12 protein-coding genes and 9 tRNA genes are annotated in these 12,781 nt (G+C 46.6%); 5 read left to right on the top strand and 16 right to left on the bottom strand.

All coding sequences use genetic code 11. The features are described from left to right. The first annotated feature begins 11 nt into the window (after positions 1 to 11). From ibaG to U9J37_RS13320, 3 genes are all read left to right on the top strand, one after another. On the top strand, positions 12 to 266 hold the full coding sequence (gene ibaG / locus U9J37_RS13310; RefSeq protein ID WP_005476231.1) for a BolA family iron metabolism protein IbaG: 255 nt from the start codon (positions 12 to 14) through the stop codon (positions 264 to 266). 9 nt (positions 267 to 275) lie between these two features. Next, positions 276 to 1,535 (top strand): UDP-N-acetylglucosamine 1-carboxyvinyltransferase, encoded by a 1,260-nt coding sequence (gene murA, locus U9J37_RS13315; protein ID WP_005476225.1) that lies wholly within the window; start codon positions 276 to 278, stop codon positions 1,533 to 1,535. A gap of 117 nt (positions 1,536 to 1,652) precedes the next feature. Then, positions 1,653 to 2,393 carry a 1-acylglycerol-3-phosphate O-acyltransferase gene (locus tag U9J37_RS13320; RefSeq protein WP_038137868.1) on the top strand — a complete coding sequence of 247 codons (741 nt, stop codon included), beginning with the start codon at positions 1,653 to 1,655 and terminating at the stop codon, positions 2,391 to 2,393. A gap of 307 nt (positions 2,394 to 2,700) precedes the next feature. Here the strand turns inward: U9J37_RS13320 and U9J37_RS13325 are convergent. From U9J37_RS13325 to mutY, 13 genes are all read right to left on the bottom strand, one after another. Next, positions 2,701 to 2,776: transfer RNA gene (locus tag U9J37_RS13325), tRNA-Asn, on the bottom strand. Positions 2,777 to 2,811: 35 nt separating this feature from the next. After that, positions 2,812 to 2,887: transfer RNA gene (locus tag U9J37_RS13330), tRNA-Thr, on the bottom strand. A 10-nt stretch (positions 2,888 to 2,897) separates the two neighbouring features. After that, a tRNA-Asn gene (locus U9J37_RS13335) sits at positions 2,898 to 2,973 on the bottom strand. Positions 2,974 to 2,994: 21 nt separating this feature from the next. Continuing rightward, positions 2,995 to 3,070 (bottom strand) — tRNA-Thr (locus tag U9J37_RS13340). 54 nt (positions 3,071 to 3,124) lie between these two features. Continuing rightward, positions 3,125 to 3,200 (bottom strand) — tRNA-Phe (locus tag U9J37_RS13345). 222 nt (positions 3,201 to 3,422) lie between these two features. Beyond that, positions 3,423 to 5,048, bottom strand: coding sequence for a methyl-accepting chemotaxis protein (locus U9J37_RS13350; protein WP_322413831.1), 1,626 nt, complete (start codon positions 5,046 to 5,048; stop codon positions 3,423 to 3,425). Between the two features lie 307 nt (positions 5,049 to 5,355). Continuing rightward, positions 5,356 to 5,431 (bottom strand) — tRNA-Asn (locus U9J37_RS13355). 47 nt (positions 5,432 to 5,478) lie between these two features. Next, positions 5,479 to 5,554, bottom strand: a tRNA-Phe gene (locus U9J37_RS13360). 7 nt (positions 5,555 to 5,561) lie between these two features. Continuing rightward, positions 5,562 to 5,637 (bottom strand) — tRNA-Thr (locus U9J37_RS13365). 66 nt (positions 5,638 to 5,703) lie between these two features. Continuing rightward, positions 5,704 to 5,779: transfer RNA gene (locus U9J37_RS13370), tRNA-Phe, on the bottom strand. Positions 5,780 to 5,882: 103 nt separating this feature from the next. Beyond that, complete coding sequence (gene mltC, locus U9J37_RS13375) at positions 5,883 to 7,019, bottom strand: membrane-bound lytic murein transglycosylase MltC (protein ID WP_322413832.1); 1,137 nt, start codon at positions 7,017 to 7,019, stop codon at positions 5,883 to 5,885. A 72-nt stretch (positions 7,020 to 7,091) separates the two neighbouring features. After that, a complete protein-coding gene (locus tag U9J37_RS13380; RefSeq protein WP_008078685.1) occupies positions 7,092 to 7,364 on the bottom strand; it encodes an oxidative damage protection protein in 273 nt (90 codons plus the stop codon). An 18-nt stretch (positions 7,365 to 7,382) separates the two neighbouring features. After that, positions 7,383 to 8,438, bottom strand: a complete 1,056-nt coding sequence (gene mutY, locus U9J37_RS13385) for an A/G-specific adenine glycosylase (RefSeq protein ID WP_005475184.1) — start codon at positions 8,436 to 8,438, stop codon at positions 7,383 to 7,385. A gap of 198 nt (positions 8,439 to 8,636) precedes the next feature. Here mutY and trmB point away from each other — a divergent pair, with 198 nt between their 5' ends. Further along, positions 8,637 to 9,356 carry a tRNA (guanosine(46)-N7)-methyltransferase TrmB gene (trmB, locus tag U9J37_RS13390; RefSeq protein WP_005475163.1) on the top strand — a complete coding sequence of 240 codons (720 nt, stop codon included), beginning with the start codon at positions 8,637 to 8,639 and terminating at the stop codon, positions 9,354 to 9,356. A 119-nt stretch (positions 9,357 to 9,475) separates the two neighbouring features. Then, positions 9,476 to 10,396, top strand: coding sequence for a glutaminase B (glsB, locus tag U9J37_RS13395; protein ID WP_005475185.1), 921 nt, complete (start codon positions 9,476 to 9,478; stop codon positions 10,394 to 10,396). A gap of 62 nt (positions 10,397 to 10,458) precedes the next feature. Here the strand turns inward: glsB and hemW are convergent, their stop codons facing one another. The 3 genes from hemW to U9J37_RS13410 form a co-directional block, all read right to left on the bottom strand. Then, entirely contained in the window at positions 10,459 to 11,634 is a 1,176-nt protein-coding gene (gene hemW / locus U9J37_RS13400; RefSeq protein ID WP_005475165.1) for a radical SAM family heme chaperone HemW, read from the bottom strand. A gap of 5 nt (positions 11,635 to 11,639) precedes the next feature. Next, positions 11,640 to 12,239, bottom strand: coding sequence for an XTP/dITP diphosphatase (locus tag U9J37_RS13405; RefSeq protein WP_005475148.1), 600 nt, complete (start codon positions 12,237 to 12,239; stop codon positions 11,640 to 11,642). A gap of 103 nt (positions 12,240 to 12,342) precedes the next feature. After that, the gene (locus tag U9J37_RS13410; protein WP_005475132.1) at positions 12,343 to 12,774 is read right to left on the bottom strand and encodes a DUF4426 domain-containing protein; all 432 of its coding nucleotides are present in this window, start codon (positions 12,772 to 12,774) and stop codon (positions 12,343 to 12,345) included. Positions 12,775 to 12,781 lie beyond the last annotated feature (7 nt).

Below are 12,781 nucleotides of genomic sequence, written 5' to 3' on the forward strand. Positions count from 1 at the left end.
AGGGGTGAATTGTGGATAGCGCAAAAGTACAACAGATTTTAGAACAAGCTCTAAACCTAGAAGAGATCATGGTTAAAGGTGAAGGAAGCCATTACGAAGTGATTGCTGTTGATGCTAGTTTCGATGGAATGAGCCGCGTTAAGAAACAACAACTCATTTATGCACCGCTGATGGAATATATCCAAAGAAATGACATTCACGCAGTCTCTATTAAAGCTTTCACTCCTGATGAGTGGGCTCGTGATAAGAAGTTGATGTCACTGTAAGGTTTAGTAATGGAAAAGTTTCGTGTAACGGGGTCTAAACAGCCTCTCGTCGGTGAAGTCACCATCTCAGGTGCAAAAAACGCAGCACTGCCGATTTTATTTGCTTCGATTTTGGCGGAAGAACCAGTTGAAGTGGCAAACGTCCCTCATCTTCGTGATATTGATACCACGATGGAACTGCTTAAGCGTTTAGGTGCCAAAGTTGAGCGTAACGGCTCTGTGCATGTCGATGCGGGCAGCATCAATGAGTACTGCGCGCCTTACGACCTAGTAAAAACCATGCGTGCATCCATTTGGGCGCTTGGACCTCTAGTCGCTCGTTTTGGCCAAGGTCAGGTTTCTCTACCTGGCGGTTGTGCGATTGGAGCACGTCCGGTTGATCTTCATATCCATGGGCTAGAGCAGCTCGGTGCCACCATTACACTTGAAGATGGCTATGTGAAGGCGAATGTTGATGGCCGCTTAAAAGGCGCTCACATCGTGATGGACAAAGTCAGCGTGGGTGCGACGATTACCATTATGTGTGCAGCAACGCTTGCTGAGGGTAAGACAACGCTGGACAACGCCGCTCGCGAGCCTGAAATCGTCGATACCGCTGACTTCTTGAATAAACTAGGGGCAAAAATCTCTGGTGCTGGCACTGATACGATTACGATTGAAGGCGTTGAGAAACTTGGTGGCGGCAAGCATGCTGTGGTTGCTGACCGCATCGAAACGGGTACGTTCCTCGTTGCTGCCGCTGTATCTGGCGGTAAAGTGGTATGCCGTAACACCAGTGCGCACCTTCTAGAAGCGGCACTTGCTAAGCTAGAAGAAGCTGGAGCTCTTGTCGAAACGGGTGAAGACTGGATCTCTGTCGACATGACAGGTCGAGAACTCAAAGCTGTGACGATTCGTACCGCGCCACACCCAGGTTTCCCAACGGATATGCAGGCGCAATTTACGCTATTGAACATGATGGCTAAAGGTGGCGGTGTCATTTCCGAGACTATCTTCGAGAACCGCTTTATGCACGTCCCTGAGCTGATGCGCATGGGCGCGAAAGCTGAAATTGAAGGCAACACCGTGATTTGTGGCGATGTTGAAGAGCTGAGCGGCGCACAAGTGATGGCGACAGACCTACGTGCATCTGCAAGCTTAGTGATTGCAGGTTGTATCGCAAGCGGCGAAACCATTGTTGATCGTATTTACCACATTGATCGTGGCTACGACAAAATTGAAGATAAGTTGTCTGCGTTGGGAGCGAAGATTGAGAGATTTCGTGACTAATCCTCTCTTCAGCTAACATTTGTAAGCCGAAACGTCAGTTTCGGCTTTTTTATGAGCCATAGATCAGTTAGAGTCTGTTCAAATTATTTTGATTCACTGTGTTCTTGGAGAACCACAATGATTGCACTACTACGTGTATTAGCTGTTGCGATTTTTGCAGTCGTAATGTTTGTGTTTGGTTGCGGCTACTGCTTACTTAGCCCTCGCAATCCTAAGCATGTTTTCACTTTTGGTCGCCTTTTCGGCAAGATGTCTCGTATCTTTGGTATCAAGTTGGAGCTTCGATTGCCAGAAGACGCTTATCAGCGTGGTCAGCATATTTACATTGCCAACCACCAAAACAACTGGGACCTATTTACGGTCTCCTCAGCGGTTACTCCTAAAGTGGTCACCGTTGGTAAAAAGAGTCTAGCTTGGATGCCTTTGTTTGGTCAGCTTTACTGGTTGACGGGAAATATTCTGATTGACCGTGCTAATCGCTCGAAGGCAAAAGGGACGATTGATCAAGTCGTTGACCAAATGAAACAAAGTGACGTGTCAGTGTGGATGTTCCCTGAAGGCACTCGTTCACGCGGTCGTGGGTTACTACCGTTCAAAACAGGCGCTTTCCACGCAGCCATCGGTGCTCAATTGCCAATTATTCCTATTGTATGTAGTTCAACGGGTGGCATTAAGTTAAACCGTTGGAACAATGGCCATGTGATTGTAGAAATGCTTCCACCGGTTTCGGTTGAATCGCATGGTAAGGAGAGTGTTCGTGACCTCGCCAATACATGCCGTGAACAGATGAAGGCCAAGCTAGAAGAGCTCGACAATGAAGTGGCGATGCTTAATCAGCAAGAAGGTGTAAAAGCTTAATAGAGAGCACTCAGAGCGTTAGAATTGAGCCAGTTGTGGTAACACAGCTGGCTTTTTTGTATCTGTGTATAAAGGCTTCTTGAGCGAGTATGACAAGGCTTATTACTTAACGTCATACTAGCGGGAAAGGTTTGATGGCGCAGAGATGATGGAATTTGCAACCACAATGGTATTTGTGTGGTATCTCAACTTGTTGATACTCGAATTGATAAATTGGAGATAGGGTAGTGGATGGAGATCTTAGGCAAAAGGAGGTGAGATTGTGGCAACAAAAAAAGCCAAGTCTTTCGACTTGGCTTTAAAAAAGTGGCTCCTCCTGCTGGGCTCGAACCAGCGACCTGCGGATTAACAGTCCGTCGCTCTACCAACTGAGCTAAGGAGGAATTATTCTTTTTATAATCTTTCTAAAGAGAAAGAATGGTGCCGACTACCGGAATCGAACTGGTGACCTACTGATTACAAGTCAGTTGCTCTACCTACTGAGCTAAGTCGGCACACTAAATGTGGCTCCTCCTGCTGGGCTCGAACCAGCGACCTGCGGATTAACAGTCCGTCGCTCTACCAACTGAGCTAAGGAGGAATTGTTCATTGTGAAAAGAAATGGTGCCGACTACCGGAATCGAACTGGTGACCTACTGATTACAAGTCAGTTGCTCTACCTACTGAGCTAAGTCGGCGCATTTATTTCTTTTCATTGCTGTTGTCTAGCTAAGACACCAACAAATAAATTGTGGTGCCCGGAGGCGGAATCGAACCACCGACACGAGGATTTTCAATCCTCTGCTCTACCGACTGAGCTATCCGGGCGACGAGGTGTATTAAAAGGCTTTTCGTGTTTCAGGTCAACATTAAAATGCAAAAAAAATATCGTTTGTTGTTTTTCTATACTTAATGGGCTGTTTTTGTCCATTTTGGATAAGAAATGTATAGAAGGCGAGTGCGCTTAGGCTATGTCTTATCTGCGTTTGGGGGATTTAGAAAGTAAAAAAGCACGCATTTGAGCGTGCTTTTATAGGATTGGGCCGATAACTAGTGCTTAACAGTAAATTTGCTGAGCCAGTTTTCAAGCTCATTGGCCAGTTTCGCTAAGCTTTGAGTGCTGTTGTGACTCTCTGTGACCACACCACTTAATTGTGTGCCGCTCTCTTCGATCATGTTAATTCGTTGAGAAATATCGTCACTCACTTGGGTTTGCTCTGCTGCTGCTGTCGCAATTTGGTGGCTCATTTGAGAAATTGATTCTAATGCAACCACGATTTGTTGAAGTGCTTCTGAGGCATTTTGAGACTCTTCAACCGTACTCTCACTGGTTTCCGCACATACTTCCATTGTTTGGATGGCATTGCGCGAGCCTTCCTGCAAGTTGGTGATCATCTGTTGAATCTCTTTGGTGCTATCTTGAGTGCGTCCTGCGAGGTTACGTACTTCGTCTGCAACAACGGCAAAACCTCGGCCTTGTTCGCCAGCTCGAGCGGCTTCGATGGCTGCATTCAAAGCAAGAAGGTTGGTTTGCTCAGCAATATCACCGATCACGTCGAGAACTTTCACTATATTATTGACGTCGTTATCTAGGTCGGCGACGGCACGACTTGCAGCGCCCAGCTGGCCAGCTAACCCTTGAATATTGTCGACAGTGTTGTGAATCAATTGCTGCGTATGCTGAGACTGTTTATCTGCTTCATCGGTGTTTTTCGCTGTGTCGCTTGCAGAGTCTGCAACATTGTTAGCGGATGATGCCATCTCCGTCATTGCTGTGGCGATCATCTCCGTTGACTGCTGCTGAGAGTCCGTAAGCTGAGCGATGCTTGCCGCTCGTTCTTCCACATTCGCCAGCTCACCACGAAGAGCGTGCATTGAGCCGTCTAGATTTTCGACCAACTGCGCCAGAGATTGACTCATTTGCTGCACCGCTTCATAGATACTGCCTGATGGCGCTTTTTCGTTGAATGACGTCTGAATGTGTCCATTCGCCACATCTTGTACCGCTTTACGGACATCTTGAGGTTCACCACCAAGCAGAGCGAGCATTCGGCGAATGGAAACGATCAGTGCGGCTAAGATTGAACCCGCAATCAAAAGACATAGCATGAGCTGCCATTGCGCCGTTGACCAGAAGCGAGCGTTTACTTCGTTGAAACCAATACCCGTTCCGACAACCCAGCCCCAATGAGGTGTTCGCTCGGCAATCGAGAGTTTTTCTTCAATCGAGCCATCAGCCAATTTTTGTGTCCAAGTATATTCAACGATCTTGCCAGTGCTGCGCCCTAAAACATCAAGGATCAATTGGCCAACACTGTTGCCGTTGCCATCCTTGAAGTCATGGAAACTTGTGCCATGAAGTTGCGGATCTAACGGCGTCGCAACGAAAGTCATTTTATCATCGGCAACATACACGTACTCGTTGTCTTTGTAGATGTTGTTGCGCAGCAGTCTAGTGGCAAGCGCTTTGGCTTCATCTTCTTCCAAGGTACCTTCGACTGCCATTTTCTCCACTTCAGTAAGGATGCTGTACGCACTTTTGAACAGTTCCGTTACACGCGCTTTGTTATCCAGATTACTGGCGACACGTAACGTCCATAAACCCGTTGCAGTTAAAGCGAGTAAAGCGATCAAGATAATTCCTGATAATAAATAAGCTTGTGTCTTTAGTTTCATAAAATCAGCTCACAAATAAGTCATTTTTATATTTATTACAGTTACACGTCGACCTGTAACACAACCTTCATATTAGTGTAGAAGATAAGAAGCTAATAGCAGACAGGGTTCAAACTATGATTGAGATTAAATTTTAAGTGTAAAATAAGTTCTTTTTAAGAAAGCTAGTGCATAGCAATCCAATTGTTTAAGTCAAGGCAAGTGCCATCACGCTCGAAGGCGATAGAGGTAAGGTTTTTTAAGAGACCAAGGAACTGAGGAAATCAGAAATGAAAAAAGCCAAGTCTTTCGACTTGGCTTCTTAAAGTGGCTCCTCCTGCTGGGCTCGAACCAGCGACCTGCGGATTAACAGTCCGTCGCTCTACCAACTGAGCTAAGGAGGAACTATTCTGTTTGTGTCTTACTATTACTAAGCAAGCGCACCAAATAATGGTGCCTCGAGGCGGAATCGAACCACCGACACGAGGATTTTCAATCCTCTGCTCTACCGACTGAGCTATCGAGGCAAAAGAATGGTGCCGACTACCGGAATCGAACTGGTGACCTACTGATTACAAGTCAGTTGCTCTACCTACTGAGCTAAGTCGGCACACTGTATTCTTTGTGCTTTTGTCCGTGTTATAACGTTTTGTTTAGACACCAACAAATCAAATTGTGGTGCCCGGAGGCGGAATCGAACCACCGACACGAGGATTTTCAATCCTCTGCTCTACCGACTGAGCTATCCGGGCGACGGAGCGCTATTAAACGGATTTTCGGTCTTGCCGTCAACAGGTTTTTAGAAAAAAAATCAAAAAAGTGCTTAAGTGTCGATTATTTAGTCGTTTTGACTGGTTATGTTTTCCCTGAGTTAAAATCTTTTTTGAATTTGGTGACTTTTTCTAAGTATCGGCGCGCTTCGGCATTTGGGTGCTTTCTCGTGAGCGCCCAATAGACCTGATTGGGTTGCAATGAGTTCAAGTCCCGCATTGCTCGTTTTCTATCACTGCGATTAAAGGTGTTTAGCACGCCCCCCGTCCCCCCGTTGTACGCCGAGATCATGCTGTACTCGAGTGAAAGTGGGTGATTGACGTCTTTCAAATAGCGGTTTTTCAAAATGTAGAAGTAAGCGGTACCAGTATCGATGTTGTTTTCAGGGTTAAATAAATACTCTGGAGTTGGCTCCCCCGACTTTTTCTTTACGAGCTTAAACACATCTTTACCCGCTGTCTTAGGGACAACTTGCATCAAGCCATAGGCATTGGCCCAGCTGACCGCGTAAGGGTTAAAGCTGCTCTCAGTTTTAATGATGGCGTAAATTAGATCTTCGGGGATGTCGTACTTACGAGAAGCGCGCTGAACAATGTCTGCGTATTTATAGCTGCGGATCTCGAACTGTTCTTCCACCATAGGAATTTCGACATAGTAGGCTTTCTTAAAGTCGACATCTTTGACCTTGAGATGATTGGCGATCAGATAATCGGCAAATCGATTAGCTCGCCAAGACCACTGAATGGGCTGTTTATCTTGATCAACCACTTGTCGATAAAGAAAGGGCTGACCCTCGAGGGTGATCTCTTTGGAAGAGAATAGATCGACGTTGGCTGGGTCGTCTGGTGTTAGGAGTGTGGTGATGATGGCATTTTTTAAATGCCCTTTTGGGTCGGTCGGAGAGACGGTCTCTACCGTGATCAACCCTTTATCGAAGTTCACCTCTGAGCGGCTCAAATAATTGTCGATGTACTTAACGTAGTTACTTTTACCCGCAAACTTGATTTCATTCCGTCCCCAGCGTTTTTCGATGTTGCCTGAAAAACTATTGATTAGGGCGTCAAGGGCATCGGTATCTTTTGCGAATTGACCAGGTAGCCCCGCTAGGTTTTTTGCAAAACGGTTGGTCGGTTCGTAATTGACGTCATACATGCTTTCGACAAATTCTCGGCTGCAGCCGGTCAAGGTCATTGCCAGAGCAAAGTAGGCTAACTTCTTCATAATTCTCCTAAAAAAAGACATCAATGCAATGCAGTGATGTCTCTTCGTTGATCGTTACGCTTCGGTGAGTTTTTACTCACTCGGTGGCGTGTAACCCTCGATGTGAACCTCTTTGCCTTCAAATAAGAAGCTGACCATCTCTGCTTCAAGCAGTTTTCGATGCTCAGGGTCCATCATATTCAGTTTCTTTTCATTGATCAGCATGGTCTGTTTATGTTGCCACTCAGCCCAAGCTTCTTTTGAAATGTTGTCGAAAATACGTTTGCCCAGTTCACCTGGATAAAGTTGAAAGTCTAGACCGTCAGCTTCTTTCTGCAGTCGAGCACAAAATACGGTGCGGCTCATAACGATTCCTTAAATAGATTAATGTTGAAGCTCAAAGGGTAAGCTTTCCAGCAATTGTTTGACTGGTGCGGCTAAACCGATCTCTTCAGGTTGGGATAAGTTATACCAAAGACCTTTGCCTGCTTCCATTACCACATTAGGTTGGTTTGATAAGTCTACCAAAATTGGGGTGATGTCGAGGTGGTAGTGACTGAAGGTATGACGAAAAGCGATCAGTTGGCTGGTTTGCTTGATGCTAGTTTCTAAGACGCCGCGAAGGTCCAACTGATGCTGAATATCGGCGTCACTGTGTTCTGGAAAGCAGAATAGCCCGCCCCAGATACCTGACTGCGGGCGTTGCTCTAGCCAGACTTTGCCATCGAAGTGAAGCATTACAAACCATGCTTCTTTCACCGGTTTCTCTTTTTTCGGCTTTTTACCTGGATAATCAAGCGGATTACCTTGTTGTTTGGCAACGCACATTGATTCGACTGGGCACAAGGTACACTTGGGCTTGCTGCGCGTGCACACCATAGCACCCATGTCCATCATGGCTTGATTGTATTTATCGACGTCCACATCGGGCGTGTGCGCCTCAGCGTAGTGCCATAATTGGTTTTCAACTTTCTTTTGTCCGGGCCAACCTTCTACAGCAAAGCTGCGCGCTAAGGTACGCTTAACGTTGCCATCTAATATGGCGTGTGGCTGTTTATACACTGAGGAAAGAATCGCTGCGGCTGTCGAACGTCCAATACCCGGTAGCGCATTCATCTCTTCTATGTTGAGCGGAAACTCCCCTCCATATTGTTCCGCGACCACTTTTGCGGCTTTATGTAGGTTACGAGCTCGCGCGTAATAGCCCAGTCCGGTCCAGAGGTGGAGAACTTCATCTTGCTCAGCGTTAGCTAAATCGATAACCGTTGGGAATCGCTCTAGAAAACGTTGGTAATAAGGGATGACCGTTGCAACTTGAGTCTGTTGCAACATGATTTCTGACAGCCAAACGCTATATGCGGTTTTATCTTGCTGCCAAGGTAGGCTTTTACGGCCATAGTTTTCATACCACTCTAGGATGGCACTAGCGAATGGAGTCACGACTTGCTCTGTTTATTTTGTTATCGAATCTGGCAAAATTGCATCATAGTTTGTAGGTAAAGTACAACCGACAAACAGTAAGGGTATACTTTCCAGCAGGGATAAGAGTGGAATTCGCTAAAAAACTTGCACCAGTGGCAATTCTTTGGATAATCACAATCCCTTTGAGTCGAGACCAAATTTTAAACAGGCAAAATCATGAGTGAAGTGACCACTAACGAGTACAACGAAGACGGTAAACTGATACGCAAAATTCGCAGCTTTGTTCGCCGCGAAGGTCGTTTGACCAAAGGTCAAGAAAACGCGATGAATGAGTGTTGGCCAACCATGGGTATTGATTACCAAGAAAAGCTTCTTGATTGGAAAGAGGTGTTTGGTAACGATAACCCTGTCGTTCTCGAGATTGGTTTTGGCATGGGCGCATCGCTGGTTGAAATGGCGAAGAATGCACCAGAAAAAAACTTTATCGGCATCGAAGTACACAGCCCTGGCGTGGGTGCGTGTTTGTCTGACGCTCGCGAGGCAGGTATTACTAACCTACGCGTTATGTGTCACGATGCGGTAGAAGTGTTTGAGCACATGATCCCTGATAGCAGCCTAACAACGCTGCAACTCTTCTTCCCTGACCCATGGCACAAGAAGCGCCACCACAAGCGTCGTATTGTTCAGCTCGACTTCGCTGAAATGGTTCGCCAAAAACTGATTAATGGTGAAGGTATTTTCCATATGGCGACAGACTGGGAAAACTACGCAGAGCACATGATCGAAGTGATGAATCAAGCGCCTGGTTTTGAGAACATCGCGGAGGATGGTGATTACATTCCTCGCCCTGATGAGCGTCCTCTAACAAAATTTGAAGCGCGCGGTCACCGTTTAGGTCACGGTGTTTGGGATATTAAATACAAGCGCGTAAAATAGCCTCGCGCAGGTTACTCTGCTAACCGCTCAACAAACAACGAGAAAGCCAACATTCCACGATGTTGGCTTTTTTGACCCTACAAGAAAATAATAATAACTAATTGATTTTTAAGGTTGCCATGAAACCGACAAAAGAAATTCTCACTGAAATCCTAGAAGAGGTTCGTCCTCTGATTGGGAAAGGTAAAGTTGCTGATTACATTCCGGCTCTCGCGAAAGTGCGGGCAAACAAACTGGGGATTGCGGTATTTACCAACGATGGTCAAGTGATCAAAGCTGGAGATGCTGATGAGTCTTTTTCCATTCAATCCATCTCTAAAGCGCTGAGCCTAACGCTTGCCATGTGCTTGTATAAACCGGACGAGATTTGGAGTCGAGTCGGTAAAGAACCATCGGGTCAGGCGTTTAACTCACTGATTCAGCTTGAGATGGAACAAGGCATTCCGCGTAACCCGTTTATTAATGCGGGTGCGATTGTGGTGGCTGACTTGCTCAACAGCCGTTTGTCGGCGCCGCGCCAACGACTGCTTGAATTCGTTCGTCAGCTATCGGGCGATACCCATATCTGTTATGACAAAGTGGTGGCAGCTTCGGAGATGATGCACAGCGATCGCAATGCAGCGATCGCGTATCTGATGCGCTCGTTTGGTAACTTTGAAAACGATGTGATTCCGGTACTGAACAACTATTTCCACGCCTGTGCACTTAAAATGAGCTGCGTCGATTTAGCAAAGACCTTCAGCTACTTGGCCAACAAAGGGACATCAGTGCAAACCGGTAAGCCCGTGATTACGCCAATTCAAACGAAGCAGCTCAATGCATTACTGGCAACGTGTGGCCTCTATGACGGAGCGGGCGAGTTTGCGTACCGTGTCGGTATGCCAGGGAAATCAGGGGTTGGTGGGGGCATCATTGCAGTAGTTCCCGGAGAAATGACGATTGCGGTTTGGTCGCCTGAACTTGATCCTTCAGGTAACTCATTGGCAGGAACCAAAGCGCTAGAGTTGCTTGCTGAACGAATCGGTCGTTCGATCTTCTAATTCGAAATGCCTTATAAACAATGGGTTGAGGTTTACGCCTCAACCCGTTTTTTATATCTGTTTTATTCTTCTGCCATAAAGGCTTCGAGCAGATCGTTAAGGAACAGCTTACCTTTCTCGGTGATTTGCCAATGAGTATCGCTCTCGTCGATGTAGCCCATCTCAATTGCCCAGTTCATGGTTGCTTGAATTGCTTCAAAGCCTAAGCCTGTTGTATCAAGGAAGTCTTGCTTAGGGCAGGCTTCAAGAAGTCGGAAGCGGTTCATAAAGAACTCGAAAGGGCGATCGTCTGCTGCAACTTCTTCTTCGCTGTTCAAGTACGGTTTGACCATATTGTCGTACGCGTCGAGGTAGCCTTTAGGGTGTTTAATCTTGGTAGTGCGAACAATGCGGCCATCACGAAAACTGATCTTACCGTGAGCGCCACAGCCTATGCCAAGGTAATCACCAAAGCGCCAGTAGTTGAGGTTGTGTTGGCATTGGAATCCTGGCTTGCTGTAACCGGAGATTTCGTATTGAACGTAGCCTGCGTCAGCGAGCTTTTGATGCCCAAGTTCGAAGATATCCCACAGGTCATCATCGTCAGGTAGTGTTGGCTGTTTGTAGTAGAACAGAGTATTGGGCTCAATGGTCAGCTGATACCAAGATAGATGCGGAGGATCGAGCGCGATCGCTTTCTCAAGATCCGCAAGAGCTTGATCGACAGATTGATCCGGTAAGCCGTGCATAAGATCGAGGTTAAAGCTGTTTAAGCCAATCTGATGAGCAAGCTTGGCGGCGTTAACGGCTTCATCTTGACCGTGAATACGCCCAAGCCGTTCTAACTTTTGTTGCTCGAAGCTCTGCACGCCTACCGAAATTCGAGTGACTCCTGCTTTTTGGTAACCAGCAAAACGTTCTGCCTCAATGGTGCCAGGGTTGGCTTCCATAGTGATCTCAATATCTGGCTTAAATGGCAGCCTTGCCTCAATACCAGAGAGCAGTTCGGCAATGCCTTGTGCTGAGATTAAACTTGGCGTACCGCCGCCAATAAATATGGAATGCAGTAGACGTGGGTTGCTCTCTAGTTGATAGCGTTCAATATCGGCCTCTAAATCTTGAAGCAGAGCGGCAATGTATTCCTTCTCGGGAATAACTGCCTTTTGAGCATGCGAGTTAAAGTCGCAATATGGGCATTTTTGTACACACCATGGGATGTGTACATAAAGGCTTAACGCTGGTGGAATTAGTTGGCTCATTACGATTACAAAGGCTGCTCAGAAAGCGTTGCAAACAGTGTTTTGAGCGCTTTACCACGATGAGAAAGTTGCTTCTTGCGTGCTGGCTCTAGTTCAGCTGAAGCGCAGTTATCTTCAGGGACAAAGAAGATTGGGTCGTAACCAAAGCCGTTTTCTCCGTGAGCTTCCGTCAGAATGCGGCCTTCCCATTTGCCATGACAAACGATCGGTGTTGGATCGTTTTCATGGCGCATTAGCACCAGTACACAGTGGAAACGTGCGGTGCGTTCTGCTTCCGGTACGTCTTTCATTGCTTCAAGTAGCTTTTCTAGGTTCTGTTGGTCAGTCGCACCAACACCTGCATAACGGGCAGAATAGATACCTGGTGCGCCTTTAAGGGCATCCACTTCAAGGCCAGAGTCATCCGCAATCGCGGCAAAGCCAGTTTCTTTTGCTGCGTGGCGCGCTTTGATGATGGCATTTTCGATAAAGGTTGTGCCAGTCTCGGCGACTTCCGATACGTTGAACTCGCTTTGAGCAACAACATTGAAGCCGAAGTCAGACAGTAGGTCAGCCATTTCACGAACTTTGCCTTGGTTGCCAGTTGCTAGCACTATCTTTTTCATGGTGGTCTCTTTCGTTTTTATCCGTGGGGAGAGTGACGCCTCTTCCCGTTAAATAGGTTTCGGTCTTAGGGTGTCCAATAGCATTTAGATCATCACAACCTAATTACTCTTCGACATAAAATTTTTGGGTGAACTTTAATGTGCCCGTACCTTTATTGCCAGCATTAACATCAATTGTGAAGGTTAAGTTCTCTTCGTCGCTGATGGGAAACTCTGCTAAGTAATAAATGGCATTCGCCTCTTTGACTTCCCGGAATGTCAGCTGACGAGTTTGACCAAGCAGGTTTTTCGCCGAGCCACTGATTTTCGCTGTAATAGCAGGCTTACCTGGTTGGTAGTTGTCGAGCACACTGATGTTGAGAAGCGCGGAGTAGCCATTGCGTTTTAGCTTATAGCTGCGCGCGACTTGCGGTGTCAGAAAGGTTGAGTTAAAGGCAGAGTAGTGCACTTCCACCTCTTTAATGGTTTTAAACTGACCTGCCCATGTAGGTAGGGCAAGCAAGCTTGCACACAGTAGGGTAATCCATTTTTTCATAGCTGCT

Origin of the sequence: Vibrio sp. 16, assembly GCF_963681195.1 — a bacterium.
Lineage (GTDB): Bacteria > Pseudomonadota > Gammaproteobacteria > Enterobacterales > Vibrionaceae > Vibrio > Vibrio sinaloensis_D.